Here is a 26,216-nt window from a genome sequence, read left to right on the forward strand (position 1 = left end):
GTATCATGTTACTACAAGTTTGTTGCTTGTCAAATATGTTGCCATACTAAGTTAATTATTTGACAACTTATCCACAGAGTGGTAAAGTTAGGGAAGCAGATAGGAACGGAAAGATACACATATCAGCTAAGAATATACATCATGACTCATTTTAATTGCTTATCCAATACGTACAGAATCAAATACAAATTTATTCGATCTTAAGAAATAAAGGTATCTTTATTTCTTTTTTGTTATCTCATTTTGGAAAATAATATAATAAAAGGGAGAAATAACTATGAACAAAGAGATCAAAAAACGGAATATTGTATTTTTAGGAACCAGTCTACCAAGAGAATGTGGATTGGCTACCTTTTCGCAAGATATGCTTGATGAAATTCAAAAAATAAGCGATTTTAATCCTCCACATATTATGGCTGTAAACAATGACAAAACATATGAGTACGGTAGTCAGGTCATGGGGCAAATTAATCAGTTTGAACGTGCTGATTATTTGAAAGCAGCGAATGAATTGAATCAATCCAACACAGACGTACTGGTGATTCAACATGAATTCGGTATTTACGGCGGCGAAAGTGGCGAGTATGTTGTAGAACTTGCAGAACATTTAACCATACCGTTTATTATTATTTTCCACACCGTTCTATCTGAACCTAGCGATAAGCAACGTCAGATTATGAAAAAGCTAGCAGATATGAGTTATAAAGTAGTGACAATGGTGCAGAATAAAGTACAAGATTTGATCGAAGTGTACGATATTGCTGCTGATAAAATAGAAATGTATCATCATGGTGTTCCGTTTGTTGACACAGGTAGTCGTACTGAATTGAAAGAACGTTATGGATATAGTGATCGTCAAGTATTATCTACATTTGGATTTTTGAGCCCGGGTAAAGGAATCGAATATGCGATTCAAGCGATGAGCGGTGTTGTCAAAACACATCCAGAAGCGCTTTATATTATATGGGGAAAAACACATCCAGTCGTGAAACAACAGGTCGGTGAAGTATATCGTCAAAAGCTAACTGATTTGGTCACTGAACTTGGACTTGAGAACAATGTCGCTTTTGTAGATAGACTGTTGACGCAAGAAGAAGTGGTTCAGTCGTTGGTCATGTCTGATATTTATTTGACTCCTTATTTGGGAAAAGATCAGGCTGTAAGTGGAACACTGGCTTATGGAATAGGATACGGACGTGTTATTATTTCAACGCCTTATCGTTATGCTATTGAAATGTTAGCAGATGGCAGAGGGATGCTAGCAGAGTTCAATGATTCAGCATCGTTAGAAACGCATATGTTGAATATATTAGATCACCCAGAGCTGAAGACAGAAATGGAAAACAAAACCTTGGCTCTTGGACAAACCATGATGTGGAGCGAAGTTGTGAAGTCCTACGCCAAACTATTTCGTGAAGTCATGTCTAGCAGTTACGGATTAAAAGGGAGTGCAGTATAAAATGGAAAACGTCATCGATTCAACGCCAACATCTACCTTATCTGCAGATTACTTACGACGCTTAACCGATGATACAGGGATTTTTCAACACACCAAATTTGGTATTCCTGACCGTTCGAAAGGCTACACTTCTGATGATAATGCAAGAGCACTCATCGCAGCGGTATTACTTTATAAAACCAAACAAGATCAGGCTTCTCTTGATCTTGTGCATACGTATCTAGCATTTATCTACCATGCTCAAAATGAAAATGGTAGCTTCCGTAACTTTATGGATTACAACCGTACATTTATAGAAAAAACAGGTTCTGAAGATTGTCAGGGCAGATGTCTGTGGGCACTAGGTGTCACTATTGCAGAGCCTTCAATTCCAGATAATTTGCAAAACACATGTAAATTTATGATCAACCGTGCACTTCCATTTTTGGAGAAGATTCGTGCTCCAAGAGCGATTGGGTATGCTTTGATCGGATTAACAACTATGCTCGATACTCCAGATGCGTTAACGTATACATTCCCATTTGCTACAGGTGAGAAATCAGGCGCTTCATTCTTACCACGCACACGAATCGAATCTTTGATTCAGAATATGGGGATTCGTCTGCACAATCTGTATCAAGGTCATGCTAGTGCAGATTGGCACTGGTTTGAAGACAAAGTGACTTATGGTAATGCAATGTTACCGTGGGCTTTGTTCAAAGCGTCTCAACATTCCAATACAGCTGCTTTTCAAAAAACAGCCCAAGAAAGCTTAGATTTCTTAGCGGAGTTAACATTTGTTTCTGAAGGTTATTTCAAGCCGATAGGTAGTCATGGTTGGTTACAGCGTGGTAAGCCTGCTGCACCTTATGATGAGCAACCGATCGAAGCTTCTGAGATGTTAATGGCTTGTTATGAAGCTTACAAAATACTTGGTGTACAAAAGTATCATGATCAAGCTTTGTTATGCTATCAATGGTTCCACGGTAGAAATTCACGTAATGAATCGTTGATTGATCGTCAAACAGGCGGTTGTTATGATGGAATTCATGCAGTAGGCTTAAATCTCAATCAAGGGTCAGAGAATATTGTCTCTTACTGCATGGCTCATGCGGTGATGGGCAATGAATAGATTTGCGACTATTCTTGCAGGTGGAGGAGGAACGAGGTTCTGGCCTCTTTCCCGGCAAGATCTCCCCAAGCAATTATTAAATATTAGCGGTAACGATATTATGCTAAATGATACGATTCAACGCTTTGATGGAGTCATACCTATGGAAAATACCATTATTGTGACCCATCGCTCTCAAGCGACTTTACTTGAAAGTATTATGCATACCAGTGTACAAGCTTCCAATATCCTCGTAGAACCTGTTTCCAAAAATACGGCTGCAAGTATTCTGCTAGCTGCTCTATATATCGAAAAAAATCATGGCGAATCTTTAATGATTGTGTTCCCTTCTGATCATCATATTACACAAGAAGAGAAATTCCGCACCAAGTTAGAAGAAGCGTGTCAAATTGCTATCGAAACAGACAAAATTGTAACGATAGGCATCAAGCCTACATTTGCAGCAACAGGCTATGGTTATATTTCGTGTAAAAGCGAACCGTTGATGAATACTCCTTGTCCTGTATACGAAGTTGCTGAATTTGTAGAAAAACCTACCTTTGTCAAAGCCAAATCTTATCTAGAAACAGGGCATTATTTATGGAATAGTGGTATGTTTATCTGGAAAACATCTACAATCATTGATAACTTCAAGCGTTTCCTACCTCGATTGTACAAAACAATGCTACCTTTGATTGCTTATCTAGGTACCGATCAAGAAGAAGAGATGATCAATCAGATTTATCCGTTATTGCAAAATATCTCGATTGATTATGGTATTTTAGAACGTTGTGATGAAGTGGTTGTGCTTGAAGGTGATTTTGGATGGAATGATATTGGAAGCTGGGATGCTTTAGGTGCTATTTTCCCACCAGACGATGAAGGCAATATTGTGAAAGCCAATTATGTAGGCATTGATACACGTAACTCTATTATTTATGGAGAAAAGCGATTAATTACTACGATAGGTCTGGATCATTTGATTATTGCAGACACAGAAGATGCCTTACTAATCTGTGCCAAAGACCGTGCGCAGGATATCAAAGATATGGTGATCATGTTGAAAGAAAAAGGACTTCAGGAATATACCTGAGAAAGGTTGACTCTTACCTCATGATGAAATTAGATTGGGATATCAAAACGTGCCGGGAATTACTGTCAGAGTATACGCCTGCCGAGCAAAAAGGAACCAAGCTTCATTTTACAGGAGTAGATGGTCTGGATGTCTATAATATTACAGCTCCTTTCTGGAATGATGGAGAACTGTATATTGCTGGACGTGTAGAAGCAAGAGATTCCGAAGACTCTGAAGTGATCTTTTTTGTACGTAATGGAGAGGTATGGGAACCGAAAGAAGATCTCACGCCTTTTCAATTACAAGATCCGTTTATTACGAAGCTAGACGATGAATTGATCTTTGGTGGCGTGGAAATTTATCGGAACCAAGAACCGGACCATAAGATTATTGGCTGGCGTACTTTACTGTATCGTGGCAAAACGATCCATGATTTTGAATATGCAGTGACAGGCCCCTGGAATATGAAAGATATTCGCTTAAACGAAATGGCTGATGGCAATATTGCTGTATTTTCTCGACCATTTGGTGTAGAAGGGGCAATCGCTTTGATAGGATTTGGTATTTTTGAATCTTTTCAAAATCTATCTGAATCTAATATTATTAGTGCGCCTGTATTTAAAGATCAATTCGATAAAAATGAGTGGGGCGGAGCAAACGAAATTCATTTGCTAAATAATGGACTATTAGGCATACTCGGTCATATTGCTTATCGAGATGAACATAAGATACTACATTATCATGCGATGTCTTTTGTACTCAATCCATGGACACGAGAGAAGTCTGAACTGAAAATTATTGCTGTTCGAAATGATTTTCCAGAAGGCCCTGCCAAGCGTCCAGATTTAGTCGATGTTATTTTTAGTGGTGGATTAACACGTGAAGCGAATGATCGTGCCATATTGTATGTAGGGGCAAGCGATGTCGAATCTTATTGTATTGATATCCCTGATCCGTTTGTAGAGTATGAGCAGATTATTTTGACCAAACATTAGTGTGAAGTAGAATGGCTACAATTCGCTAATCAATATAGAATGTATATAAACAAGGCTATCTTACAATCAGATTATAGATTGTGAGATAGCCTTGTTTTGCTTTGAGCTATAGTTCAATCGGGTACAATCGCTATAGCACGAATCCACCCTGCACTCGCTTTATCAATTTTGATCGGCAATCCAATAAACTGAAATCCGGTAAACGGCAATTGCTCCAAATGACATAACTTTTCAATATGACAATATGCTTTCTCAATGCCTGCAAAATGTCCTTCCCAGATCAGACTGGCATCGCCTGTTTCTTTGTACCGTTCAGCAATCGTCGGCAGAGGAGCATCCCAACTCCAAGCATTTGTCCCCATGACTTTGACCCCTTGCTCAATCAACCATAATGTTGCTTCTCTGCCCATTCCGCAACCACTTTGCAAATAAGCAGGTGTGCCATAATGCTCCATTGCACTTGTATGTATAAGCACAATATCACCTGCTTGGAGTGTATATTGACGAGCTTCTAGATATTGCTTCACATCTTCCGCTGTACATACATAACCATCTGGACGATCTGAGAAATCGATCACCACTCCATTTCCTATACACCATTCCAAAGGGATCTCATCGATGGTTAGTGAGCGTTCGCCACCATTCATTGTTGGATGATAATGATAAGGAGCATCTAAATGGGTACCTGTATGTGTAGTTAATGAAATCTGTTCGATTGCCCATCCTAACCCTTGAGGTAAATCGTTAGCCGTTGCTCCCGGAAAAAAGGATAACATTGTAGGCACAGACTCTTGATGATCAATATACTGGATGTTTGCCATTTGTGCAGGTGGATCAACAGGTAATTGAGATACGATAGATACACTTAGATCAATAATCGCCATGATATTCAACCCCTTCACATAGTATGCCAATATCATAACAAGCCCGGAATTGATTTGTATAGAAACGCTCATGATAAGAGATAGAGTATAAAATGAACTGCCTAATAGAGCACTTTACAAAAATCATGTGTTGACCGATGAAAATAATAGTGAATCTTATAAAAGAATCCAAATCCCTCCAAATATTTATCAAAATGTGAACGAAAACAATCATGATTTGAATTTTTGTGGATTATTTTGAACGAAAGTGATTGTTTTTTGTTAGGTTTGTGATACGATAGTTGGAGTTGGAGGAATGATCATGCTGACAGAAGAACGCTACCATTTAATTCTACAGCGCTTACAGGAACGAAGCATTGTTAAATTACAAGAATTAGTTGATATTTTAGGTGCTTCGGAATCAACCATTCGTCGTGATTTGATCGATCTTGAAAGTCGCCAACTGCTAAAGCGTATACATGGGGGAGCAGCCCTAGTTCATCAAAAAAGCCAGGAACCTGGTATGGATGAAAAAACATTCACAAACGTTCAACAAAAAGATATTATTGCCAAATTAGCAGCACAAGAGCTTTTGGATGGTGAATGTATCTATCTCGATGCAGGAACAACGACGCTTGCCATGATTCCTTATATTGAAGCCAAAGACATTACAGTGGTGACCAACGGATTGTCTCATGTTGAAGCTCTTGTTCAGCAACAGATTCGAAGTTATTTGTTGGGAGGTATGATGAAAATGCATACCAAAGCCGTTATTGGAAGTATAGCGCTCCAGAATATGGACAACTTCCGCTTTGATAAATGTTTTCTCGGAGCAAACGGCATAGATGCAGAGATGGGATATACAACGCCAGATCCTGAAGAAGCTTTAATTAAAAGACGTGCACATGAATTATCCAGTCAGACGTATATACTAGCAGATTCGAGTAAGATCGGTGAGATTACGTTTGCCAAATTATTTAATCTAAATGAAGCTGTATTAATCACCGAAGCTATGCCAGAACAATGGCAACGTTCGATTGCCCAAAAAACTAAAATAATCGAGGGATAACCATGATATATACAATAACGCTTAATCCTTCCATAGATTATATCGTGGAAGTGGACGAACTGAAGCTAGGTGAATTGAACCGAATGACACGGGATTTGAAACTTCCCGGTGGCAAAGGAATCAACGTATCTCGTATTTTGAATCGTTTAGATGCGCCGAATACAGCCCTTGGTTTTGTCGGTGGATTTTCCGGTCAATATATAGAAGATAAACTTCATGCTGAACACATTTCGACTGATTTTGTCCATGTGGCAGATGATACACGAATTAATGTAAAGCTGAAGCATGGAGAAGAAACAGAGATCAATGGGCAAGGGCCGAATATCAGTACAGAAGAAGCAGATGCACTGGTTGCCAAATTGTCTCAATTGAGCAAAGAAGATGTGGTTGTTCTTTCCGGAAGTGTACCGCCTTCATTAGGAGCTCATTTCTATGATCGTCTGATTGAAGTATGTAAGCAGACAGGTGCAGAATTTGTGATTGATACGACAGGGCCAGCACTACTCAAAGCGCTTGCAGATCGTCCACTATTAGTGAAGCCTAATCATCATGAATTAGCAGAACTGTTCAGTGTTGTGATTGCGAGTCGTGAAGATATTATTACGTATGGTCGTAAATTGCTTGAACTTGGTGCGCAACATGTACTGATTTCGATGGCAGGCGATGGAGCTTTATTGATCACACCGGAGGAAGTGTATCATGCGAATGTGCCTAAAGGTACAGTGAAAAATTCTGTAGGTGCAGGCGATTCAATGATTGCTGGATTTACCGGTACATTGGTATCTACTCACGATCCAATAGAAGCCTTCCGTACAGGTGTTGCTTCAGGTAGTGCGACTGCCTTTTCAGATGATCTAGCAACACGTGAAAAAATTGAAGAGTTACGTCCACAAGTTACTATTGTTAAATTATAGAATCTGTTGATTGAATCCAACAAAGGAGTGTAACCCAATGAGAATTACAGATCTAATGATCAAAGAAACGATGATCATGGACTTACGAGCAACAACCAAAGAAGGCGCGATTGATGAATTGATCGCAAGCCTTGCAGCCAGTGGAAGAATCAATGACCAAGTGCTGTTCAAAGAAATGATTTTGAAGCGTGAAGGCGAATCGAGTACAGGTATTGGTGGCGGTATTGCAATGCCTCATGCCAAAACAACAGCAGTGAACGAGCCTACTGTCGTGTTTGCAAAAAGTACAAGAGGTGTAGATTACGAGTCTCTTGATGGAGAACCTGCTCATTTGTTCTTTATGATTGCAGCACCAGAAGGAGCAGCTAATACTCATTTGCGTACACTGGCAGCACTCTCTAAGCTACTGATTGATAGCGATTTCATCGAAAAATTGATGAATACGACTAATCCTGATGAAGTATCGGCTTTATTTGATACTCAACAAGCAGAAAAAGAAGCTGCTGAAAAAGCAAAAGCGGAAGCTAAAGCAGCAAGAGAACAAGCCAAACAACAAGAAAATGCAACAGTACAACAAGCAGAAGCTACTCTTGAAGGCAAAGACAACAAACCATTTGTAGTTGCTGTTACTGCTTGTCCTACAGGAATTGCTCATACGTTTATGGCGGAAGATGCACTGATCAAAAAAGCGCAAGAAATGGGCGTAGAGATCAGAGTAGAAACAAACGGTTCTGAAGGTGCCCAAACCGTCCTAACCGATGATGAGATTCGCCGTGCAAGTGGAGTTATCGTAGCTGCGGACAAGAATGTAGAAATGGCTCGTTTTGATGGTAAGCCTGTTTTGCAAAGACCGGTTAGTGATGGTATCCGTAAATCCGAAGAATTGATTCGTAAAGCGATGAATGGAGACGCTCCTATTTATCATAGTGCAGGGGGCAAATCGTCTTCTGAAACTTCTTCTTCAAATGAAAAAACTAAAATTGGTAGCAAAATATATAAAGACTTAATGAATGGTATTTCTCACATGTTGCCGTTCGTTGTCGGTGGTGGTATTTTACTTGCGATCTCGTTCTTAATCGAGCAGACAGCAGGCGAGAATAGCCAAATCTTTAAACTGTTACAAACGATTGGTGGGGGCGAAGGAGCATTCTTCTTCCTGATTCCAATTCTAGCTGGTTTTATCGCAATGAGTATCGGTGATCGTCCGGCATTAATGCCAGGTATGGTCGGAGGTCTGATGGCGGCGAACTCTAATGCTGGTTTCCTTGGCGGTCTAGCAGCTGGTTTCTTAGCAGGTTATGTAATTCTCGGTCTACGTAAGTTACTGGCTGGATTACCAAAAACGTTAGATGGTCTTAAACCGATTTTGTTATATCCTGTACTTGGTTTGCTGATTACCGGTACGATTTCGTATTATATCTTCGATCCAATCTTTGGTGGGATTAACACTTGGTTGGTTAACGTATTGAATAATTTAGGAACAGGAAATGCTGTTATTCTGGGTCTGATCTTAGGTGGAATGATGTCGATCGATATGGGTGGCCCATTTAACAAGGCTGCTTATGCGTTTGCGATCGGTGTATTCACATCGAGTGGTAATGTAAATGGTACAATGATGGCGGCTGTTATGGCGGGCGGTATGGTTCCTCCGTTAGCTATCGCTTTGGCGACTACATTCTTCAAAAACAAATTTACAGAGCAAGAGCGTAAGTCAGGTCTGACTAACTACGTGCTTGGATTGTCCTTTATAACCGAAGGTGCGATTCCTTTTGCAGCAGCTGATCCATTACGTATTTTAACATCTTGTATTATTGGTTCTGCGGTTGCAGGCGGATTAACACAATTTTGGGGTATTAATATCCCTGCACCTCATGGTGGTATTTTCGTAGCGGCATTAGCAAATCATGCTTTATTGTTCTTGTTAGCTGTTGCGATTGGTGCTGTTATTTCAGGATTAATTCTAGGTTTATGGAAAAAAGTACTTGTAGCTAAATAATAGTTTAACCCTTCAAAACCTTTATCAAAAGACTAAGCTGATTACATATAGCCTCTGTTCTTTTGATAAAGGTTTTTTTGATGTCAAAATGATGCAGTATAATGTCGTATTTTGTATTATGTGATCATTTCACACTATAAATTAAAAAAATGAGCGAAATCGTGCAAATATATGTAAATATTAGGCAAGTTACTGACGATATATAATCTATAACTCCTAGAAAATGAATTAGTTCAAAAGAATTATAAAAATCTATTTACAGTCTATGAAAACGCTGTTATAATCAAAATCAATCAATAGTAATCACAAACGATCACGAAAATTGTCGAAAAAAATCAGTAAACGATCATTCTCGATCATGAGAGTGTGATGAACACAATATTAGCTAACATATGTAGACAGGTGGGTTGTCCCATGCTTTTTGAAGAAGAACGAAAGCATAAAATGGTTCAGTATTTGCAAGAGAATCACAGGGCATCTGTTCAAGAATTAGGGGAAGCTTTTGGTGTATCCGATTCAACGGTTCGTCGGGATCTCAAAGAGTTAGAAGATGCAAAGCGTTTGAAAAGAACACACGGGGGAGCAGTATCACTTCAAAGTGTGAATTTTGAACCGAACATGGTCGACAAAGAAGATTCTTTTCGAGAAGAGAAAGAGCGTATAGCGAAGCGAGCAGTAGAGATGATTCATTCAGGAGATACCATCTTGCTTGATTCAGGAACAACCACTCTTCCACTAGCTAGAGAGCTTAAGAATATGTCGGGGATTCGAGTCATTACGAACTCTGTCATAGTTCTCAGTGAGCTTCGAGATTGTCGGAATATTGAGTTATCTATTATTGGCGGATTGCTGAGGCCAGACACTTTAGCCTTTGTTGGCCCGATTGCAGAGCGTTCACTGGATATGGTGCGCGTAGACAAAGCTTTTATTGCAACGAATGGTCTTGATCTCAAAGAAGGTGTTACTACCCCTAATCTCACAGAAGCTGCTATTAAGCGCAAAATGATTGAAATTGCCAAGCAAGTCATTTTACTCGCAGATCATAGCAAAATCGGTAATATCGCTTATGCTAAATTTGCAGACGTATCCGAAATTGATCATTGCATTATGGATTCAGAAGTACCGCCTTATGTTATTCATCAGTTGAGAAAGCTTGGTATAGGAGTAACGATCGCATAACTACATTCTTCTATTCAAAGCTTTATCATAGAGCATATTTGTAAGCGTTTTATTCCAACATCATCAGCAGTGCAAAACAGCAATAATATACTAAAGAATTATTGTGAACGCTTCAGTTTAAGCTTGGTTCAGGTTAGACCATTACTCAATTATAAGGGGATATTACCATGAAAAAATTATTGGCTGTTACCGCTTGTCCAACCGGTATTGCTCACACGTATATGGCTGCTGAGTCATTGCAAAAAGCTGCGGATCAAAAAGGTGTACCGATTAAAGTCGAAACGCGTGGTGCAGTCGGAGTTGAAAATGGTCTAACCGCTCAAGAAATTGCTGAAGCACATGCTATTATTATCGCTGCTGATACCGATGTAGATGAAGATCGTTTTGCAGGCAAGCCAGTTATCCGTGTTGCGGTTGCACAGGGGATTAAAGTGCCAGGGGAATTGATTGACCGTGCACTTGCCAAAGAAGCTTCTAGTGGTCTTGGAGCTTCACCAACATCTACACCTGAAGAAAATGAAGGTCGCAAGCCTAATATGTTCTACAAACACTTGATGAATGGTGTATCCAATATGTTACCGCTTGTTATTGCGGGTGGTCTAATTATCGCATTCTCATTCTTATTCGCTTTCACTAAAGGTGGAGTCGATCAAGTCGAAGGTTCATTCGGAGCTGCTTTGTCCACGATCGGTGGCGCTTCAATGGGACTTATGGTTATCGTCTTATCTGGATTCATTTCATTCTCTATCGCGGGTAAACCCGGACTTGCACCTGGTTTAGTTGGTGGTGTACTTGCTAAAGATATGGGCGCTGGATTTATCGGCGGTATTATCGCAGGTTTTGTAGCTGGTTATATTGCACATTACTTGATCAAAACGATCAAAATGCCTAAAAACTTTGAAGGTCTTAAACCGATTCTAATCGTTCCAGTCTTGTCTGTTCTTGCTATTGGTCTATTGATGGTCTACGTTATCGGTCAGCCGATTGAATGGTTATTGACTGGTTTGACAGCTTGGTTAACGAATATGGGTGCAGGAAATGCAATTATGCTAGGTGCTATTCTTGGCGCAATGATGGCACTTGATATGGGTGGCCCTTTCAACAAAACAGCGTATACGTTTGCAGTAGGACTGCTAGGTGCTTCACTGTATACACCAATGGCTGCTGTTATGGCAGCAGGAATGACTCCACCACTAGGTATCTGGTTAGCAACCGTTATAGCTAAAAATCGCTTTACGAAAGAAGAACGTGAAGCAGGTAAAGTTGCTTCGGTTCTCGGATTATCGTTTATTACCGAAGGAGCGATTCCGTTTGGTGCAGCCGATCCGATTCGCGTTATTCCTTCCTTTATGGTAGGTTCAGCAGTTGCTGGTGCATTGTCTATGTACTTTGGTGGCGGACTACATGCTCCTCATGGTGGTGTATTCGTTCTCTTTATCCCGAATGCAATTGATCATTTACCACAATATGTATTATCTATTGTGATCGGTACAGTCGTTACAGCATTGATGGTCTTGTTGCTTAAACGCAAAGCACCTGCTAAATTATAAGTAATTATAATTCATTACAAGCGATCGGAAAGACCCTCTTTCCGGTCGCTGTCCATATTTCTGCTTAGTGGGTTCACAAATAATAATTAGATGAAGATGATGAGAAGGAGTGACACTAGCCATGAATATCAGCGAACTATTAAGCACAGAAAGTATTTTTTTACCTTCTACAGCAACTACACGTGAAGAAGCGATTCAACAAATGGCAGCCGGTATGAAAGCTTCTGGTGCAGTGACCAACGAAGCAGCTTATGTAGATGCTGTGATGGCACGTGAACAACAAAGTTCAACAGGAATTGGTTTTGGTGTAGCGATTCCTCATGGTAAATCAGCAGGTGTAGCCAAAGCAGCTTTAGCCTTTTCACGATTTGCAGAGCCGATTGATTGGGAATCTTTAGATGATCAACCTGCTCAAATTGCATTTATGATTGGTGTACCTGAAGAGAATGCTGGAAATGAACATTTGCAGATTTTAGTGGCTCTTTCTCGCAAATTAATTCATGAAGAATTTCGTGCTGAATTGATCAATGCTCAAAGCAAACAAGAAGTGATTGATATTTTAACGCGTACGATTGGATAATATAGAATTAGATATAGCTATATGTAAATAAAAGCGTATTGCCTTTTGATCAGGTGATACGCTTTTTTTGTTGTTCTTTTTGATGATTCATGATCGATGAAGTGATAAGGATACATCACAGCTAGGCGTTTGAAAGTCATGCAGACGGTTAATGAACAGTATCTTACAAAAATGGATACGTATAGAACCAACTATAAAATAAAGGTGGAACATAATGAGCAAATGGATAGAGTTTACTCAAGCTTCGCGATTGCATTTTGTGCCTTTGATGATCATTTGTGTGATACAAGGAGCTTTGGCAGCATGGATCTGGAATGACCAGTTTAGTGTGATCATTTTTCTATTAACATTGATTGGCTCCAGTGCCATACATATTTTTTCGATGATGATTAATGATCTATGGGATTATCGTAGTGGTGTCGATGTAGCTGCTTATCAATCGGATGAATCGATTTCAACCGATTCAGGGTATCTGACTACTGGGAAATGGAGTGAACAAACATTTGCCCGGGTGACATGGAGTATGCTGGCAATTACGATTATCTGTGCGGTAACATTATACTTTTTAAGCGGATGGGGCGTTTTATTACTGGGTGGCATAGGTGGATTATTGGCTTTATTTTATGTCGTTCCACCGATCAAATACGGATATATTGGTAAAGGCAGTAGTGAACTTGCACATGTATTATGTTTTGGCGTTTTTCCAGTCATGGGTGCTTATTATGTGCAGACCGGTCATTTTGATATCCGATTATTCTTTTTGTCACTACCGATGGGATTACTAACGACACTGACCTTTTTTAATCACCATTTTTTACATTGGAAAACTGACAAACAAGTTGGTAAGCGTACACTGGTAGTTGTATGGGGAGAACGCAAATCTTTTCGTTTTTCGATTGTTTTGTTATGTCTTGCACTGTTCAGCATTTTGATCTGTGTGCTTGTAGGCGGATTGCCGATCTACGGTATTCTTGCTTTACTGACAGCTATTCCATTGTGCCGTATGTACCAGCATATGAAAAACAAACGTAATTTACAGACGCATCAGCAATTACTATGGTTATCTTTACGAACTTCGCTTCAATGTGGAACGGTGATGATTCTGGTATTGTTGGTCGGTCGATGGATATGGATCATCTAATAATCGTATAGCCATTGAAAAGGTTAAACCACAAAAAAAGACATTCTAAACCAATGTCTTTTTTTGTTTAAATACCGAAAATAGCTACTCAAACATAGACAATAATATAAAAATTTTCTAAAATGTATGTACAAGTAGGATATTATGACGCATAATTTAATTATTTATATGTACAAGTTCATTATTTTTGTAAGCGGTATCTTTACTATAAAGAAGGAGATGACAACATGAAGCAACCAACAACATCTATCAATGAACAAATTACGCTTTGGAATCAACAATCTGCTTTGGATGCAGGAGGTCAACATTTCAAAACAATCGGTATTCATATCGAACTTGAAGCAGGTGCGGTTCGCAAACTACCTGCATATGTGCAGACTGAAAGATATCAACAAGTGATGGTTGTCTATGATACGAATACGTATGAAGCAGTAGGACGACAGATTATAGATTTGCTACAAAGTATAGAGGTAGGTATTACAGAATTAGAACTGCGTGAAAATAAAGTGGGTGATGTGATTGCAGATGAAGCGACGATCGTACAATTGTTGCTAGCTGTAACCCCTGAGATAGATGCTATTATTGCAGTCGGTTCAGGAACGATTCATGATGTAGTACGGATTGTTAGTTATAAAATGGATAAACCGTTTCTTTCTGTACCTACCGCTGCGTCAGTCGACGGATTCACTTCTGCGGGAGCACCGTTAATCGTTAATGGAACCAAAGAAACGTTTCAAGCCAAAGCTCCACAAGCTATTTTTGCCGATATCAATGTCTTAATGAATGCGCCACAGACTTTAACTGCCGCAGGATTTGGGGATATGCTAGGCAAATGTACTTCACTTGCCGATTGGAAAGTATCTCGTGATCTCGGTAATGAACCTTATAACCAATTGGTCTATGACATCACAGAAGAAGCACTTAATCAATGTATTGAAAAAGTAGACTTGATTGCTTCAGGTAGTGCAGAAGGCATCTATACCGTGATGCATTCGTTACTTGCTTCAGGAATAGCGATGTTGATTGCTGATCATTCTCGCTCTGCTTCAGGTGGAGAACATCATATTTCTCATCGCTGGGAAATGGAACTGATCAAAGGTGGACACCGACAAATTTTACATGGAGCCAAAGTAGGTGTGGCTTCAGCACTTTTAGCTGATCATTATCGTCAATTAGCAGTTAATCATCCTGAAGTTAAAGCATTTGCCGCTTACAAACATATTCCGACCAGTGCACAAATGAAACAATGGTTATCTGCCGCAGGTGGGCCAAGCGAATATGAGCAATTAGAAATGCCAGCTGAATGGTTAGAGCTTGCTTTACATTCGGCGCATACGCTACGTAACCGTTATACAGGACTGAAATATATGAATGAACATCAATTGATCTAATAGTCTATGTTTATGGTAAAATAACATATCATATATCTTTATCAATCGTTCGGAGGAATTATGGCCGCAAAATACAGACAAGTTCGAGATGAAATATTATCATGGATACATTCATCCAAATTATTACCAGGTAGCCGACTGCCTTCAGAACATGAGATCGCTGATCAATTCAGTGTAAGCCGACAGACCGTCCGTCAAGCATTAGGAGAGCTGGTGCGAGAAGGTTGGTTAAACCGGATGCAAGGTAAAGGAACATTTGTTGCTGATCCTGCTGTCAAATCGGTCGATGATAACAAAACTGTCGGTGTCATCACAACCTACATCTCTGATTATATTTTCCCACAAATTGTGCAAGGCATCGAAACAAGACTGCGTAGCGAGGGCTACCGGCTATTACTAGCAAGTACAGAGAATGATCCCACCAAAGAGCGGGAGTGTCTGGAAATGATGCTCAATCAGTCTCCAGCGGCTTTGATTGTAGAGCCTACTCGTAGTGGAGAACGTAGTGCGAATCTGAATTATTTTCTGACGATTGAAAATCGGTCTATTCCTTATCTGATGATCAATGCGAGTTATGAAGAAATGGATTCGGCTTGTCTACGAATGGATGATGAGCGTGGAGGGTTTTTGGCAGCTCAGCATTTAATTGAGTTAGGGCATCGGCGCATAGCTGGTTTTTTCAAAACAGATGATATGCAAGGTGTGCGCAGAATGAAAGGGTTCGTAGCTGCTCATCGCAAGTACAGTATTCCGCTACAGCCATCACTGATCTTCACGTATAATACAGATGATAAAAGCACTGCACCGATTGCACAAGCGAAGCAGTTGATTGAACAATCTGCTCAAGAACGTGCAACAGGCTGGGTTCTATATAATGATGAGTTAGCTGTGAATTTGCTTCAAGTAGTACGTGAAGCAGGATTGTCTGTACCTAATGACCTTTCGCTAGTGGGATTTGACGATTCTTTTTTAGCGACTGCAACAGAAGTGAAGTTAACTACACTTAGTCATCCTAAGCATGCATTAGGCACAGCAGCAGCAGAAATGATTTTGCAGATGTTAGATGGAGAACAACGTGGTCTGGGTGAAAAGATACATACCCCTGAACTGATTATTCGAGAATCGACATCATCTCCAGCATAATCATTTATATAGAGATCAACAAGGAAGAACGGTTATCTCTTTAAGCTATTTTGTAATAAGGAGTGTACTTATGAAGACATTAGAACAAGCATTATCTACATTTGTAGAAACTCATCGTACCTTTGAGCTTCAGGGTCACTTTACTCCGATACAACCGGACACATTACAGCAACAGTGGCCAGACAACATTCCAAGTTCTGTTGAACTGGATTATTATCTGAGTCGTTATCAACCGAATGATATCCTGATTGAAACAGGTTTTGCTCCGATCATTTTTTGGTCGATCGATCAATTGCAACAAGCATTGATCGGTTATCGCTGGGTAGGCATGTCTGAGCCATATGAAGAAAGCGATACATGGCCATCTCATTGGGTAATTATTGCAGATGATCTGGGTAAAGGTAAGCCTATTCTGGTAGACACTCATCAAGAAGGCACACCTGTATATGCAGGCTATGACGCAGGGAACCCTTTTTTAATAGCATCAAATCTAGCTGATTTTTTTACCGCTATGACGGCATGGATTGAAGTGGTCTATGGATCATTTGATGTTTTTGAAATTACCGATGATGATAGTGTGGTTCTACCTGAATTTGATGCTCAGTTAAAGGCTGCGCTTGAGCCTATTTTGGGAGCGGAATTATTCGCGCATTTTTATGATTACTTTTATGGATGATATGTATATAAAAAAACTCCGCTTCTCACTAGATTCAGTGGGAAAGCGGAGTTTTTGTACTGCTTATTTGGTTGTACCTATACATTCAATGTGAAGATGCTAGATTACGCTTGAGATTTTTCGTCTTCGCCCAATACACAGTCAGCGAATAAGACAGATTTGGGAATACGGAAAAATTGCTCTGTTTTTTCTTGAAATGCAGGAGAAGGCAAAGTTGCTTGATGTAACCACTTGCGGAATGTACCTGGATGAACACCAATCCAATGACTGACATCGGTTACAGATAAATCATGAACCATACATAAACCTGTCAAAATGTGATTGCGTACCGGTGAACGAGTAATCGTTCTTTTCATAAAGCGAGAAGGTTCTTGCTGGCAAATCACAGGGCTATTATTAATCACCTGCTGGTTAAACAAAATGTGATGCGGATATCCTAATTCCCGGCATACTTTTTCAAGATTAGCTTTGCCAGGGAGGCGGCCTTCATAGACCCAAGCACTAACGCTTCGTGATGAAACCGATAACCGTTCTGCAAGTTCAGATAGTTTGATATCGTTGACCATGAGTACAGCAAGCAATACACGATTGCGAATTTGACAACGTGTCGGTCTGCGGAATCGCTTTACTCGAACTCCTTTGCCGAGATACTTACGGTTGATCAGAGACCACGCCTCTATAAAGTGTCGTTCTGGTTGATTAGGCATATTTCCTCCGATTGATCTATTTTTTCGTGATATTAGGTTTAGTGTCCTTTCAACATCCTACAACACACAGACGCTCGTTTCAAGCTGACATGGACACTATTTTTAACCAATTAAGAATATTTATCAAATAAGAATGATTATAAGCATAATAACATATGCAAATCAGTAATATAGATCATAGCAGTATCTAAAAGTTGATCTATATGTTCTTTAATCCTTCTTTATATACTTCAAACGTTCTCACCTCAAAATCAATAAAACATACTCTCTTTACATCAACAAATGAATAGAAAAATAAACAGGATAAAGCTATCGAATATTTTATCAAATTAGTATGCGTTGTTATCCGCAGAGAGATTTTAAAATAGAACCATAAAATACACTTATATCTATATTTATCCTTTTATAGTTGCATATATCCATATTATTTAAGAGCTAAATGATTAATTTTATAAAAAAATAAAAATAGAGCGTATGACTTGGTACGTCTGGGTTTCTAATCAATTGTGTGCAAGTATTTTGGTTCTTTTACAAAAAAATAAATTCATTTCTGATACATTTGTTGTTTAATGGGGTATTAAATAAGACGATAGCCGATTGCTTGACCAAATCGGTTGCAACATCTAAAACTACCACATAATCGTTTTATATTATTAGGAGGCCAATACTTATGAGTACAAATCACGAAAAACTTACAGCAACAAAAAGAGAAAGTTCAAAACGTTCTGAAATGCGTGAACTTCGTCTAAATGGACGCGTTCCAGGTGTAGTATATGGTCCAGATTTGGGCAGCGTACCTGTACATGTAGATTCCAAACAATTGCTAGCTCACGTTAAACGCGGTGGAGCAGAAATGTTCTCACTTGCTGTTGAAGGTGGAAAAGAAGTACAAGTATTGATTAAAGATGTACAACGTGTAGATGGTCGCATCTTGCATGCTGACTTTATGCAGGTTTCTGATACTAAACCAATTCAGGTAACAATGCCAATTGACTTCCACGGCGAAGCAATCGGTACTAAATCTGGTGGTGTATTGCAACACCAAGCAACAGAACTAGAAGTGAGCGGTTTGGCTAAAAACTTGCCAAGTAGCCTTGAAGTTGATATTTCCGGATTGGAAATCGGCGACAGAGTCATCGCAAGCGATGTTAAATTACCATCTGGCGTTACATTGGTATCGAACGAAGAAGAGATTATCGCTTCTGTAATCGTACCTCGTGTAGCTGAAGAAGATCTTGAACCTACTACTGCTGATGAAGCAGAAACAACTGATGCTGCTACAAATGATGCAGGCGAAGAAGTTCCAGAAGTGGGCAAAGAATAATAGTATTCATACCCGGTATGAATCTGTAATATAGCATGACCAAAAAGCTGGTACTCTTTATGAGTATCAGCTTTTTTTATCAGCGCATCTGTAATTCATTTATGATACGATAAGAAAGAAACTTATTGTCTATACAAAGGAGCTATTCTGTTATGATCAAACACATTGTTTTATTTAAGTTGAAAAATCCAACAACTGAAGTCGTAAATGAAACCGTAGCCAAATTGAGAAGTTTGGAAGGCAAAGTGGAATCACTGATTGCTTTGGAGATTGGCGCAGATATTTTACGTACAGAACGTTCTTATGATGTAGCTTTGACCGCTACATTTGAGACATTAGAAGGTCTACAAGCGTATCAAGTGCATCCAGAACATGTGAAAATCATTGAATACATGAATAGTGTTAGAGAAAGTTCAATAGCAGCAGACTACGAATACTAAGGCGGTGTGACTGTTTTGTACTATATAAACCGTGAACAGATTGAACGAAGAATTGTAGCCCTAGAAGATGTATGTGAAGCATTACAACAAGTGTCTACGCATTGGGACAGCAGTCTTATTTCTGGTTTTGTTCAAGAACGAGCCCTTCATTTAGCGATTGAATGTGTCACAGATATCGGCAGTTATTTGATTGATGGCTTTATTATGCGGGATGCTAGTAGTTATGACGATATCGTAGACATTATGCGTGATGAGAAAGTGATTGATCAGCCGATGGGTGAGACATTGACTGCATTAGTACGTCTTCGCCGTCCACTGGTACAAGAGTATTATGATTGGAATCGTACAGAACTGCACCCACTAACGACTCCGTTAGTGCATGTGTTGAAAGAATTTGGTCAACGTGTGTATACGTATCTGGATCAGGAATTAGATTCGTTGACTGTAGTAAATGTAGACAGAGCATCAGGTAATTCTACGTCTACATAATACGAAATAAGATTGTAAATATCTTGTTTGAAAAGATAGCTTTGGAATTTACATCCCCTTGTTGATACGCTACAATAGCGTTAATACACAAAGGGATGATGTGACCCTTTTCGCTGACAAAGCGGATGGGGTCATTTTTATTTCAATTTAGAGCAAGGGGGTCATACGATGAAGTCCCATCAGGAACCATCGACCCGGCGCAGTATTATGATTATGCTCAAAACACAAGGACCTTTCAGTGTATCTGAGCTAGCACGGGAATTAAATATTACAGAGATGGCGGTAAGACGTCATATTCATACGTTAGATCAAGAAGGGTTACTGATTACTGAAACCGTACGTATCCCGACAGGTAGACCATTTTTGCGTTTTCGGTTAAGTGAACGAGCAGAAGAACATTTTCCGCATAATTATCACCAGCTAGCGCTAGATTTGTTGAGTGAATTGGATGAAGAAGATGTATCTCGATTGTTTGAAGGACGTAAGCAGAAGTTATTATCTCGTTATCAAAGTATTGCCGACACTGAAGATCATCAAGAACGCGTAGCGGCGTTAACAGATATTCAGCATAACGGTGGTTATATGGCTCGTTATGAACAACAAAGTGAGAATCATTATACGATTTACGAATACAACTGTCCGATTAACCAGATTGCTAATCGTTATGATATCGCTTGTCAGTGTGAACAGCAGTTATTTGAACAATTGTTGCAAGCTGATGTAGAGCGTACAGAATGTATTGCTAAAGGTGGACGTTGTTGTGTCTATCAGATTCAATTTCAACCCCAATCATCGACAAGTTCTGAGTAAAAGCAGACAGCTTATAGGTCTGCTTTTTGGGTTGTAGCATAATGCTCAGCAGACAAGTGGGATATTTAAGCGGTGTATGGGTAATACACATATAGAAAACATAAGTGAAACGAAGGAGAGATAACAATGCCAAATCATAACAAATCGAAAAGTTTAACATGTGGTATTTTGACAGGACTATTGGTAGGAGGATCTACAGCACTTTTACTTGCACCTAAGCAAGGTCGTGAACTGCGTTCCGATATTTCTACGAATGCTCGTATTGCAGGAGCTAAAGGTCGTGAACTCGCCGAGTTGAGTAGAGAAGTTGTCGGTGTGGTCAAAGATTGGAAAGAACAGATCAATATTGCAACAGCAGAAGTAAAAGTAGAATTGGCTGCTCTCAAAGCAGAACAAGCAGACACACAAGGCCCAGAAACAAAAGGAAATTACAGCGTCTAAATCAACGTTACATCTTTCACTTGCGACTATGTGTGTATACGGTATAATAGGTACAGTTTACGAAAAGGAAGCGATATGTACGTGCAACAACCGATAGCTATATTTGACTCCGGTGTGGGAGGATTAACTGTTGCAAAAGAAGTTATGCGACAACTACCACGCGAAAAAATCATTTATTTTGGAGATACTGAGCGTGCTCCTTATGGACCTCGTTCTCTCGAAGAAGTTAGAGAATTTACAGAGCAAATTGTGAATTATTTAATGACCTTTCAACCTAAAATGATAGTGATTGCTTGTAACACCGCAACGGCAGCAGCCTTAGAACATATCAGTTCAAAAGTGTCTATACCGGTAATCGGTGTGATTCATCCAGGTTCAAGAGCAGCGATTAGTGCAACTAAAACAGGCTTTGTCGGCGTTATTGGTACGGTCGGAACGATTAATAGTGGTGCATATTCAGCAGCGTTGAAGCAATTATCACCGTTTATACAGGTATACAGTCAGGCTTGCCCTGAATTTGTTCCTTTAGTCGAACGTGGTGTATTTCTAGACGATGAAGCTTATGAGGTAGCACAGCAAGTGTTAGCACCTGTACGTAGTTATCCGATTGATTGTCTGATTCTAGGTTGTACGCATTATCCATTTCTACATGAAGCGATTCAAGCTGCTGTCGGCCCTGATGTAAAATTAATCAATTCAGCCGAAGAAACAGCACGTGAAATCAGTACGATTTTGTACAATAAAGGCAAGCTGGCTCTTACTGAAGAGTTGCCTGTCCATGAATTTTTCTGTAGTGGCACCGCAGAGATATTTCAACACATTGCCCGTCAATGGCTAGGAGAGCAGATTAAGCTTACTCCTGTATTATGGCAAGTCTCACGAATGGTGTAGTATAGAGCATTTGGATCTCTGCATCTATTCAAAAGTACATAAAAAAGCTACCTTTACTCTTGAAGAGTTGGAGGTAGCTTTTTTGATGCTGCTGTTCATCTGTTCTACATTCAAACGATATGGTGATCTGAAAAGTTAGATATGCACGATAGATGCTCCTGTAACGACCTGTTGTAGCGCCTGTACGATTTGCGAAGGACTTTCGTATAACGAACGGTTTACTATAAAATCACGTCCTAGCGCAGCTGCATTGCGTTTGACAGCCAGTCGGTGAGCATCTTCTGTGATCGCTTCAATATCCCGAGCATGAGCCAAACCGAAAATACGACGAATGATCTCACTTCCTGCGAAACCAACAGCATCTTCCCAAATATGTTGTAACTGATATTCCAGATAACCTTCGACCTGTGCAAAATCATCTACGTTGTTCTGTCGCCATAGATTGGAGAACGTTATTGTAAATACGTCCCATACTTGAGTGATATGAAATAACAGTGCAGCTCGGTCACTTTCTTCACGAGCCAGTGCAGACAATAGAGTATTAGCTATAAATAGACCTACATCAAACCCGATCGGGCCGTAAAAAGCAAACTCAGGATCAATAACTTTGGTTTCTTCGTCACTGGCAAAAATACTACCGGTATGCAGATCACCATGTAGCAAAGCTTCGGCATGGGTCATAAATGTCTGCTTCAACTTCGCCGCTTCTAATAAAAGAACTTGATCGTTCCATAATGCTTCTGCTGTAGGGCGCAAAATATCTTCTACATCGTTAGTCTCATGGTCAAATAGTGGATACGTGAATACAAAATTTTCTGTAATTTTACACAATTCAGGATTATGAAATTGTAGTGCCAGTTCACGCTTCTCCTGCGGGCCCATCGCAAAGTCTGATGTTGCAAAAAGAGTCTTTGCTAGAAATTCACCAATATGGGTGGAGAGTAACGGATACGTAGAACCACTGGCTAACCCTGTACGTACAATAGTGAGATGAGACAGATCTTCCATAACGGTAATGGCATAAGCTGCATCGGTATAATAAATTTCTGGTACCAACTGAGGTACATGTTTGGCGAAATGTCGCAATGCTTCACTTTCGATCACAGCACGGTTCAAAGTCAAAGGCCAACCTTCTCCAATCACACGTACATAAGGAAGAGCTTGCTTGATAATAATGCCACGCTGAGCAGCAGGTTCTGTGATCCGAAATACCATATTAAGATTCCCATCACCAATTTCATGACAGACCAGATCGGCATTGCTATCGAATAACTCTAATTTTTTGGCAAGGGTGATTGCTGTATGTTCTGTAAGAGCTTCATACGATGGTTGAGAAAGGGTCATATCGAATATCCTCCTTTAAAAATCAAGTATTTAGTATGTCCTATAGTCGGATCCAACGTTTTAAGTTATACTTTTTGACGTTTACGATGCACAAAAGTTACTGCCAAAGCGAGAACAAGTACTGCTCCTTTGATAATATCTGTAGTGTAATACTGGACATGAAGCATAGTCATTCCATTGACGAGTACTCCCATCAACACAGCACCGAAAAAAGTACCGATAACATTCGGACGACCTGCACCAAATACCGAGTAGCCTACAAATACGGCTGCAAGTGCATCCATTTGCATTGACGATCCTGCATCAATCTGACCGGAACCGACACGAGCTGCAAATAAAATCCCGCCAACTGCTGCAAATACACCAGAAGCTACATAAGCAAGGGTACGTATACGATTCACACGTAGACCAGATAGACGAGCCGCTTCTTCATTACTACCTGTCATAATCATTTGTCGTCCGCCACGTGTATATTTGAAGAATAAGTGCATCCCAATCACAGCGACCAGCATTAGAATAACAGGGAAAGGAACACCTAATAATTTACCCTGACCAATCCATAGAAATGAATCTAACATCACACCGGGTGCTTTGGTTCCATCTTGAAATTGCATATTATTGTAGATCGAATACCCTTTTGTATACGTTCTATGAATACCGCTGACTATATACATCACAGCTAGTGTAGCCAGTAGATCAGGAATACGAATTTTGACAATCAAAAAAGAATTTAATAATCCGACCAGTGCGCCAATAATCAAAGGAACAATCAATACCAGAATCAAAGGCATCTGATGCCAGACCATCATCGCTGCCACTACAACAGTCGTGAGCGATACGGTTGAGCCCGCAGAGAGATCGAATCCATCTACAGTTAGTGAAATCGTAATCCCAATCGCAACAAATGTGACAATTGAGATGGAACGTAAAATATCGCTGATATTGTTGTAGGTGAAAAAGTGTTGATTATAAATAGAGAAAAAGAGTAGCACAAGCCCGATAAAGATCAAAGCTCCATAACGATACGAGAATTGAGCAATTTTGTGATTCATACAAGTTCCTCCCGGCCAGCGCTGGCATAATATAACAAATCTTCTTGTGAAGCTTCTCCATAGTTAAAAGATTTCATGATTTTACCATCACACATGACGAGGATACGATCAGCCAGCCCGATCGCTTCTTCAAATTCACACGTAAGGTATAGAATGCCTTTACCTTGACCAGCTAGTTCTCCGATCACTTTGAAAATATCCCGTTTGGCTCCAATATCGACCCCTTTAGTCGGTTCATCGAGTATAAAAAGTTCTGCATCTGTCTGCATCCATTTCCCAATCGCTACTTTCTGTTGATTTCCTCCACTGAGATAGCCCGTTAACTGCTGATCCGATGACGTTTTGATGCCTAGCGATTGAATCAGTTGATCACCATGCTGTTTTTCAGCAGTTTTCGAGACGATACCCATACGGGTAATTTTTTTCAAAATAGGTAAGCTTAAATTATGCAGCACCGATTCTTTGACCAGAATACCTTCTTTACGGCGTTCTTCAGGAACAAGCACAATCCCGGAAGTAAGTGCATGATAAGGCGTTTTAGAATGTAGGTTACGACCGTTTAATTGAATTGTGCCTCGTTCGGGTTGATCCGCGCCGAATAATAATTTAGACAATTCCGTTTTGCCGGCTCCAACCAATCCCACGACAGCAACAACTTCACCACGTCGAACTTCCAGATCGACCCCTTGTACATATCGACCTGCTGCTAGATCAGATACGGTCAATAGAGGGTCACCAATCGTTACAAATGTTTTGGGATATTCTTCTGCAAAAGCTCGACCGAGCATCGAGTGTACCACTTCATTAGCATTGGTCTTAGCTGTAGCCACAGTACTTACCTTTTTGCCATCACGCATCACTGTAATCTTATCGCAGACTCTAAAAATTTCAGGCAGTCGATGGGAAATAAAAATAACCCCGATTCCTTGTGCTTTCAAGCCTTCCATGATGGTAAATAATCGTTCGGCTTCCTCCATACTCAGCGGAGCTGTAGGTTCATCGAAAATAACGAATTTAGCTTGTTCCGCCATAATGCGTGCGATTAATACCAACTGCTTTTCCGCTAAAGACAATTCACTCACCTGTTGACGAGCAGAGATCGCAAATCCTAACTTTTGCAAAATCGCTTCAGCTTGCTGATAAATAGATTTCCAATGCAGAATTGGACTGCCTTGAGAAGAAGTCAGATGACTGAGTAAAATATTTTCGGCGACTGACAACTGGGGAATAAGCGAAGTGTCTACTTCTTGATAGACACACTGAATCCCGGCTTGCTTGGCGGCGGCTGGTGAATCGATCTTGACTTGCTCACCGTTGATCACAATATGACCTTGGTCAGAAGTATAAGCACCCGATAAAATTTTCATCAATGTACTTTTGCCTGCGCCATTTGCTCCGAGTAGTGCATGAATCTCACCACTATTTACTGTAAATTCCACATCGGTTAGTGCAGGTACATTGGCAAATGACTTATAGATGCCGTTCATCACTAGACTACCTGTTGAGACATGTAGAGGAGTATTCATGGGATTGTTCCTTTCGCATCCATATCTGTATAGACAAAATCCGGATCGGTCTCCTAAGAAACCGCCGGAAT

The 26,216-nt window shown here is 40.0% G+C and carries 25 protein-coding genes; 20 read left to right on the forward strand and 5 right to left on the reverse strand.

The features are described 5' to 3' along the window. The first annotated feature begins 277 nt into the window (after window positions 1-277). From PaeCFBP13512_RS08175 to PaeCFBP13512_RS08190, 4 genes are read left to right on the forward strand one after another with little or no spacing between them, the layout of a single operon-like run. Complete coding sequence (locus PaeCFBP13512_RS08175) at window positions 278-1,459, forward strand: glycosyltransferase family 4 protein (RefSeq protein WP_083243410.1); 1,182 nt, start codon at window positions 278-280, stop codon at window positions 1,457-1,459. Window position 1,460: 1 nt separating this feature from the next. Beyond that, window positions 1,461-2,570 carry a glycosyltransferase gene (locus PaeCFBP13512_RS08180; RefSeq protein ID WP_137222378.1) on the forward strand — a complete coding sequence of 370 codons (1,110 nt, stop codon included), beginning with the start codon at window positions 1,461-1,463 and terminating at the stop codon, window positions 2,568-2,570. Next, window positions 2,563-3,642, forward strand: coding sequence for a mannose-1-phosphate guanylyltransferase (locus tag PaeCFBP13512_RS08185; protein WP_069327021.1), 1,080 nt, complete (start codon window positions 2,563-2,565; stop codon window positions 3,640-3,642). Before PaeCFBP13512_RS08180 ends, PaeCFBP13512_RS08185 begins: the two co-directional genes overlap by 8 nt. Window positions 3,643-3,662: 20 nt before the next feature. Then, the gene (locus PaeCFBP13512_RS08190) at window positions 3,663-4,619 is read left to right on the forward strand and encodes a DUF1861 family protein (protein WP_193555942.1); all 957 of its coding nucleotides are present in this window, start codon (window positions 3,663-3,665) and stop codon (window positions 4,617-4,619) included. Between the two features lie 113 nt (window positions 4,620-4,732). Here PaeCFBP13512_RS08190 and PaeCFBP13512_RS08195 read toward each other — a convergent pair whose 3' ends face one another. Then, window positions 4,733-5,503, reverse strand: coding sequence for a cyclase family protein (locus PaeCFBP13512_RS08195; protein ID WP_193555943.1), 771 nt, complete (start codon window positions 5,501-5,503; stop codon window positions 4,733-4,735). A gap of 301 nt (window positions 5,504-5,804) precedes the next feature. On the opposite strand from PaeCFBP13512_RS08195, the gene PaeCFBP13512_RS08200 reads away from it, so the two are divergent. The 10 genes from PaeCFBP13512_RS08200 (at window position 5,805) to PaeCFBP13512_RS08245 (ending at window position 17,121) form a co-directional block, all read left to right on the forward strand. Continuing rightward, complete coding sequence (locus PaeCFBP13512_RS08200) at window positions 5,805-6,551, forward strand: DeoR/GlpR family DNA-binding transcription regulator (RefSeq protein ID WP_137222380.1); 747 nt, start codon at window positions 5,805-5,807, stop codon at window positions 6,549-6,551. A gap of 2 nt (window positions 6,552-6,553) precedes the next feature. Continuing rightward, the gene (gene pfkB, locus PaeCFBP13512_RS08205; RefSeq protein ID WP_137222382.1) at window positions 6,554-7,465 is read left to right on the forward strand and encodes a 1-phosphofructokinase; all 912 of its coding nucleotides are present in this window, start codon (window positions 6,554-6,556) and stop codon (window positions 7,463-7,465) included. Window positions 7,466-7,502: 37 nt separating this feature from the next. Further along, window positions 7,503-9,461, forward strand: a complete 1,959-nt coding sequence (locus PaeCFBP13512_RS08210; protein ID WP_137222384.1) for a PTS fructose transporter subunit IIABC — start codon at window positions 7,503-7,505, stop codon at window positions 9,459-9,461. 414 nt (window positions 9,462-9,875) lie between these two features. Beyond that, window positions 9,876-10,640: a DeoR/GlpR family DNA-binding transcription regulator gene (locus PaeCFBP13512_RS08215; protein ID WP_137222386.1), complete on the forward strand. Its 765-nt coding sequence runs from the start codon at window positions 9,876-9,878 to the stop codon at window positions 10,638-10,640. 167 nt (window positions 10,641-10,807) lie between these two features. Next, window positions 10,808-12,190, forward strand: coding sequence for a PTS fructose transporter subunit IIC (locus PaeCFBP13512_RS08220; RefSeq protein ID WP_137222388.1), 1,383 nt, complete (start codon window positions 10,808-10,810; stop codon window positions 12,188-12,190). Window positions 12,191-12,311: 121 nt separating this feature from the next. Then, on the forward strand, window positions 12,312-12,770 hold the full coding sequence (locus tag PaeCFBP13512_RS08225) for a PTS sugar transporter subunit IIA (protein WP_069327028.1): 459 nt from the start codon (window positions 12,312-12,314) through the stop codon (window positions 12,768-12,770). Window positions 12,771-12,984: 214 nt separating this feature from the next. Continuing rightward, a complete protein-coding gene (locus PaeCFBP13512_RS08230; protein ID WP_137222390.1) occupies window positions 12,985-13,911 on the forward strand; it encodes a prenyltransferase in 927 nt (308 codons plus the stop codon). Between the two features lie 227 nt (window positions 13,912-14,138). Beyond that, window positions 14,139-15,302 (forward strand): sn-glycerol-1-phosphate dehydrogenase, encoded by a 1,164-nt coding sequence (locus PaeCFBP13512_RS08235; protein ID WP_137222392.1) that lies wholly within the window; start codon window positions 14,139-14,141, stop codon window positions 15,300-15,302. 60 nt (window positions 15,303-15,362) lie between these two features. Further along, window positions 15,363-16,445 carry a GntR family transcriptional regulator gene (locus tag PaeCFBP13512_RS08240; protein WP_069327031.1) on the forward strand — a complete coding sequence of 361 codons (1,083 nt, stop codon included), beginning with the start codon at window positions 15,363-15,365 and terminating at the stop codon, window positions 16,443-16,445. A 70-nt stretch (window positions 16,446-16,515) separates the two neighbouring features. Then, on the forward strand, window positions 16,516-17,121 hold the full coding sequence (locus tag PaeCFBP13512_RS08245) for an SMI1/KNR4 family protein (RefSeq protein ID WP_137222394.1): 606 nt from the start codon (window positions 16,516-16,518) through the stop codon (window positions 17,119-17,121). Window positions 17,122-17,225: 104 nt separating this feature from the next. On the opposite strand, the gene PaeCFBP13512_RS08250 is transcribed toward PaeCFBP13512_RS08245, so the two are convergent. Continuing rightward, entirely contained in the window at window positions 17,226-17,828 is a 603-nt protein-coding gene (locus tag PaeCFBP13512_RS08250; protein ID WP_069327033.1) for a transcriptional regulator, read from the reverse strand. A 670-nt stretch (window positions 17,829-18,498) separates the two neighbouring features. Between PaeCFBP13512_RS08250 and PaeCFBP13512_RS08255 the strand changes: the two genes are divergently transcribed. The 6 genes from PaeCFBP13512_RS08255 (at window position 18,499) to racE (ending at window position 22,223) form a co-directional block, all read left to right on the forward strand. Next, a complete protein-coding gene (locus PaeCFBP13512_RS08255) occupies window positions 18,499-19,152 on the forward strand; it encodes a 50S ribosomal protein L25 (protein WP_069327034.1) in 654 nt (217 codons plus the stop codon). A gap of 152 nt (window positions 19,153-19,304) precedes the next feature. Then, complete coding sequence (locus PaeCFBP13512_RS08260; RefSeq protein WP_069327035.1) at window positions 19,305-19,592, forward strand: Dabb family protein; 288 nt, start codon at window positions 19,305-19,307, stop codon at window positions 19,590-19,592. Window positions 19,593-19,607: 15 nt separating this feature from the next. Beyond that, window positions 19,608-20,081 (forward strand): DUF86 domain-containing protein, encoded by a 474-nt coding sequence (locus PaeCFBP13512_RS08265; protein ID WP_069327036.1) that lies wholly within the window; start codon window positions 19,608-19,610, stop codon window positions 20,079-20,081. A gap of 168 nt (window positions 20,082-20,249) precedes the next feature. Further along, window positions 20,250-20,891: a helix-turn-helix transcriptional regulator gene (locus tag PaeCFBP13512_RS08270; RefSeq protein ID WP_137222396.1), complete on the forward strand. Its 642-nt coding sequence runs from the start codon at window positions 20,250-20,252 to the stop codon at window positions 20,889-20,891. A gap of 126 nt (window positions 20,892-21,017) precedes the next feature. Next, on the forward strand, window positions 21,018-21,332 hold the full coding sequence (locus PaeCFBP13512_RS08275; protein WP_069327038.1) for a YtxH domain-containing protein: 315 nt from the start codon (window positions 21,018-21,020) through the stop codon (window positions 21,330-21,332). 81 nt (window positions 21,333-21,413) lie between these two features. Then, window positions 21,414-22,223 (forward strand): glutamate racemase, encoded by an 810-nt coding sequence (gene racE, locus PaeCFBP13512_RS08280; RefSeq protein WP_069327039.1) that lies wholly within the window; start codon window positions 21,414-21,416, stop codon window positions 22,221-22,223. A 135-nt stretch (window positions 22,224-22,358) separates the two neighbouring features. Here racE and mtnK read toward each other — a convergent pair whose 3' ends face one another. The 3 genes from mtnK to PaeCFBP13512_RS08295 all read right to left on the reverse strand — a co-directional run bounded on the left by mtnK (window position 22,359) and on the right by PaeCFBP13512_RS08295 (window position 26,145). Continuing rightward, window positions 22,359-23,567, reverse strand: coding sequence for an S-methyl-5-thioribose kinase (gene mtnK, locus PaeCFBP13512_RS08285; RefSeq protein ID WP_137222398.1), 1,209 nt, complete (start codon window positions 23,565-23,567; stop codon window positions 22,359-22,361). A gap of 65 nt (window positions 23,568-23,632) precedes the next feature. Next, the gene (locus PaeCFBP13512_RS08290; RefSeq protein ID WP_137222400.1) at window positions 23,633-24,619 is read right to left on the reverse strand and encodes an ABC transporter permease; all 987 of its coding nucleotides are present in this window, start codon (window positions 24,617-24,619) and stop codon (window positions 23,633-23,635) included. Then, a complete protein-coding gene (locus PaeCFBP13512_RS08295) occupies window positions 24,616-26,145 on the reverse strand; it encodes a sugar ABC transporter ATP-binding protein (RefSeq protein ID WP_241669317.1) in 1,530 nt (509 codons plus the stop codon). The genes PaeCFBP13512_RS08290 and PaeCFBP13512_RS08295 overlap by 4 nt, the downstream gene beginning before the upstream one ends. Window positions 26,146-26,216: the final 71 nt, after the last annotated feature.

Origin of the sequence: Paenibacillus sp. CFBP13512, assembly GCF_005233705.1 — a bacterium.
Classification (GTDB): domain Bacteria; phylum Bacillota; class Bacilli; order Paenibacillales; family Paenibacillaceae; genus Saccharibacillus; species Saccharibacillus nuruki.

Coding starts and splice junctions, on each gene's coding strand:
- PaeCFBP13512_RS08175 (WP_083243410.1), top strand. CDS start 278: ATGAACAAAGAGATCAAAAAACGGAATATTGTATTTTTAGGAACCAGT.
- PaeCFBP13512_RS08180 (WP_137222378.1), top strand. CDS start 1,461: ATGGAAAACGTCATCGATTCAACGCCAACATCTACCTTATCTGCAGAT.
- PaeCFBP13512_RS08185 (WP_069327021.1), top strand. CDS start 2,563: ATGAATAGATTTGCGACTATTCTTGCAGGTGGAGGAGGAACGAGGTTC.
- PaeCFBP13512_RS08190 (WP_193555942.1), top strand. CDS start 3,663: ATGATGAAATTAGATTGGGATATCAAAACGTGCCGGGAATTACTGTCA.
- PaeCFBP13512_RS08195 (WP_193555943.1), bottom strand. CDS start 5,503: ATGGCGATTATTGATCTAAGTGTATCTATCGTATCTCAATTACCTGTT.
- PaeCFBP13512_RS08200 (WP_137222380.1), top strand. CDS start 5,805: ATGCTGACAGAAGAACGCTACCATTTAATTCTACAGCGCTTACAGGAA.
- pfkB (WP_137222382.1), top strand. CDS start 6,554: ATGATATATACAATAACGCTTAATCCTTCCATAGATTATATCGTGGAA.
- PaeCFBP13512_RS08210 (WP_137222384.1), top strand. CDS start 7,503: ATGAGAATTACAGATCTAATGATCAAAGAAACGATGATCATGGACTTA.
- PaeCFBP13512_RS08215 (WP_137222386.1), top strand. CDS start 9,876: ATGCTTTTTGAAGAAGAACGAAAGCATAAAATGGTTCAGTATTTGCAA.
- PaeCFBP13512_RS08220 (WP_137222388.1), top strand. CDS start 10,808: ATGAAAAAATTATTGGCTGTTACCGCTTGTCCAACCGGTATTGCTCAC.
- PaeCFBP13512_RS08225 (WP_069327028.1), top strand. CDS start 12,312: ATGAATATCAGCGAACTATTAAGCACAGAAAGTATTTTTTTACCTTCT.
- PaeCFBP13512_RS08230 (WP_137222390.1), top strand. CDS start 12,985: ATGAGCAAATGGATAGAGTTTACTCAAGCTTCGCGATTGCATTTTGTG.
- PaeCFBP13512_RS08235 (WP_137222392.1), top strand. CDS start 14,139: ATGAAGCAACCAACAACATCTATCAATGAACAAATTACGCTTTGGAAT.
- PaeCFBP13512_RS08240 (WP_069327031.1), top strand. CDS start 15,363: ATGGCCGCAAAATACAGACAAGTTCGAGATGAAATATTATCATGGATA.
- PaeCFBP13512_RS08245 (WP_137222394.1), top strand. CDS start 16,516: ATGAAGACATTAGAACAAGCATTATCTACATTTGTAGAAACTCATCGT.
- PaeCFBP13512_RS08250 (WP_069327033.1), bottom strand. CDS start 17,828: ATGCCTAATCAACCAGAACGACACTTTATAGAGGCGTGGTCTCTGATC.
- PaeCFBP13512_RS08255 (WP_069327034.1), top strand. CDS start 18,499: ATGAGTACAAATCACGAAAAACTTACAGCAACAAAAAGAGAAAGTTCA.
- PaeCFBP13512_RS08260 (WP_069327035.1), top strand. CDS start 19,305: ATGATCAAACACATTGTTTTATTTAAGTTGAAAAATCCAACAACTGAA.
- PaeCFBP13512_RS08270 (WP_137222396.1), top strand. CDS start 20,250: ATGAAGTCCCATCAGGAACCATCGACCCGGCGCAGTATTATGATTATG.
- PaeCFBP13512_RS08275 (WP_069327038.1), top strand. CDS start 21,018: ATGCCAAATCATAACAAATCGAAAAGTTTAACATGTGGTATTTTGACA.
- mtnK (WP_137222398.1), bottom strand. CDS start 23,567: ATGACCCTTTCTCAACCATCGTATGAAGCTCTTACAGAACATACAGCA.
- PaeCFBP13512_RS08290 (WP_137222400.1), bottom strand. CDS start 24,619: ATGAATCACAAAATTGCTCAATTCTCGTATCGTTATGGAGCTTTGATC.
- PaeCFBP13512_RS08295 (WP_241669317.1), bottom strand. CDS start 26,145: ATGAATACTCCTCTACATGTCTCAACAGGTAGTCTAGTGATGAACGGC.